Here is a 1,219-nt window from a genome sequence, read left to right on the forward strand (position 1 = left end):
ATCAAGCCATAGCTTCGGTGGTGTGTTTAGCCCCGTTACATTTTCGGCGCAGAGTCACTCGACCAGTGAGCTATTACGCACTCTTTAAATGGTGGCTGCTTCTAAGCCAACATCCTGGTTGTCTGTGCAACTCCACATCCTTTCCCACTTAACACACACTTGGGGACCTTAGCTGATGGTCTGGGCTGTTTCCCTCTTGACAATGGATCTTAGCACTCACTGTCTGACTCCCGGAATACAAGTCTATGGCATTCGGAGTTTGACTGAGCTTGGTAACCCTTGCGGGCCCCGCACCCAATCAGTGCTCTACCTCCACGACTTACTTGTTCCGAGGCTAGCCCTAAAGCTATTTCGGGGAGAACCAGCTATCTCCGAGTTCGATTGGAATTTCTCCGCTACCCCCACCTCATCCCCGCACTTTTCAACGTGCGTGGGTTCGGGCCTCCAGTGCGTGTTACCGCACCTTCACCCTGGACAGGGGTAGATCACACGGTTTCGGGTCTACGTCCACGTACTATGTCGCCCTATTCAGACTCGCTTTCGCTGCGGCTACGGCTTTTCACCTTAACCTTGCACGGGAACGTAACTCGCCGGTTCATTCTACAAAAGGCACGCCATCACCCATAAAACGGGCTCTGACTTTTTGTAAGCACACGGTTTCAGGTTCTATTTCACTCCCCTTCCGGGGTGCTTTTCACCTTTCCCTCACGGTACTGCTTCACTATCGGTCGCTAGGGAGTATTTAGCCTTGGCAGATGGTCCTGCCGGATTCATACGAGGTTTCACGTGCCTCGCACTACTCGGGATCCGTCTCGGAGGGAACAGATTTTTGACTACAGGGCTTTTACCTTCTCTGGCGGGCCTTTCCAGACCTCTTCAACTAACCGGTTCCTTTGTAACTCCATGTGAGACGTCCCACAACCCCAACCAGCAAGCTGATTGGTTTGGGCTAATCCGCGTTCGCTCGCCGCTACTGACGGAATCACTATTGTTTTCTCTTCCTCAGGGTACTTAGATGTTTCAGTTCCCCTGGTATGCCTTCAACCACCCTATGTGTTCAGGTGGAGATAACTATCCATTACGATAGCTGGGTTTCCCCATTCGGACATCCCCGGATCAAAGCTTGCGTACAGCTCCCCGAGGCAGTATCGTTGTTCGCCACGTCCTTCATCGGCTCCTAGCGCCTAGGCATCCTCCGTGTGCTCTTAATAGCTTAACC

1 rRNA gene is annotated in these 1,219 nt (G+C 52.5%); it reads right to left on the reverse strand.

Going from position 1 to position 1,219, the window contains the following annotated elements:
* A 23S ribosomal RNA gene (locus GQY27_RS21155) occupies positions 1–1,219 on the reverse strand; the annotation flags it as partial.

The organism is Paenibacillus sp. An7, assembly GCF_009870785.1.
Classification (GTDB): Bacteria; Bacillota; Bacilli; order Paenibacillales; family Paenibacillaceae; genus Paenibacillus.